At 69.7% G+C, this 1,471-nt stretch carries 1 protein-coding gene; it reads right to left on the bottom strand.

Annotated features, from left to right (window positions below):
- Positions 1 to 24: 24 nt before the first annotated feature.
- Positions 25 to 1,227: an IS110 family RNA-guided transposase gene (locus AC5WS7_RS40580; protein WP_495959980.1), complete on the bottom strand. Its 1,203-nt coding sequence runs from the start codon at positions 1,225 to 1,227 to the stop codon at positions 25 to 27.
- Between the last annotated feature and the right edge of the window lie 244 nt (positions 1,228 to 1,471).

Genomic DNA, 1,471 nt, shown 5'->3' with positions numbered 1-1,471 from the left:
GGCATGAGTTTCCTGAGTCAACCCTTACGCGGCGATCGGCTGTTTCGCCTGGTCGTGCCGGGCTGGGTTGTAGGTGGTTTTGGTGCGCCAGCAGGCCCAGATGATGCGCAGCCAGGCGCGGCCGAGGGTGCGCAGGGCGTGGGGATGTCGTTGCCCGCGTCCCCGGGCGTCGGCGTAGCGTTGCGCGGCCCAGGGGTCGGCTCTGCGGCTGTTGTCCAGCCAGATGTGCAGGGCCCTGCGGGCTCGCCGGTTGGTGGCGTGCCGGAACGCGACGGTGTGGGTCTTGCCCGAGGCGCGGGTGACCGGGGCGATGCCGGTCTCGGCGGCGAGCTGATCAAAGCTGGTGGCGCGCTCGAGGATGGGGCCGACCTCGCCGATGATCTGGGCCAGGTTCAACGTCCCGATGCGAGGCAGGTCGGCCAGCAGCCGGGCGTAGGGGTGCGCGGCGACGGCTTCGGTGATCACGGCGTCGAGCGCGTCGATGCCGGCCTGGAGCGACCGCACCACCGCGACCTGTGCGCGGATCAGGTGCGCGACAACGGTTTCGCTGAGGCGGCTGGCTGCGACCGGGGCGTCACGCAGCCGTGCCAGCAGTTCGGCGCCGGAGCGGCGGCCGCTGTAGCCACGTCGTTTGCAGAACTGCCCGATGCGGGCCGGGCTGAGCCCTGCGGCGGCCTGCGGGGTCGGGTAGCGGTCCAGGAAATCCAGGGCGATCACCGAATGTGGTTGCGCGAAAATGGCTTTCCCACCCGGCCAGTGGGCATCGAGCAGGGCGGCGAGCTGGTTGGCCGCGGTGACACGCAGTTCGAGATGGTCACCACGCTGACGGGTCAATGCCTGCAGCTCGAGAGTCTCGGGCAGGGTCGGTACCAGCGTCGGCAGCCGGTGGCCGTCGGTGCGGGCGTAGTCGGCCAGCTTGAACCCGTCACCGGGATCGTTCTTCGCCCGCGCCGCGCCCCAACGGGGCCGGGCGGCGTGGAAGGCGTTGGGGTGCACCGGGATCACCGGGTGCCCGGCCCCCAGCAGCCGATCCACGACCAGGCCGCGGGTGGTTTCGATCGCTACCGGCAGCTCAGCGGGGTTGCCGTGGCGGGCCAGCCGCGCCAACGCCGAGGCGATGCCGTCCTCGGTATGAGGGACGGGGAACCGGTCGAGTTTGGTACCGGCGTCGTCGATGACGGTGACGTCGTGGGCGTTGTTGCCCCAGTCCCAGCCGGTGAACGCCACAGAATGGCTCCTTCGAGGTCGACGAGATGCCTCGCCGGAAACGAGGGCCGCTGCCGGAAGCTCACTAATCGGCCCTCGAACGGGCGTGTTCCTGATACCGGTCTGCGGCCCTCGGCCCGGCGGGGCTGGCAGAACTCATGCTGGCCATCGAATGGCTCGCACTACAGGCCATGCACCCACCGGAACCGAGAGACAACAACCCTAACTCTTCGGGCTGCAGAAAGGATGGTGCCCTAGTGAGCAC

This window comes from Nocardia sp. PLKS1-43 (assembly GCF_059510335.1).
This window is presented reverse-complemented; position numbering and strand designations above follow the sequence as displayed.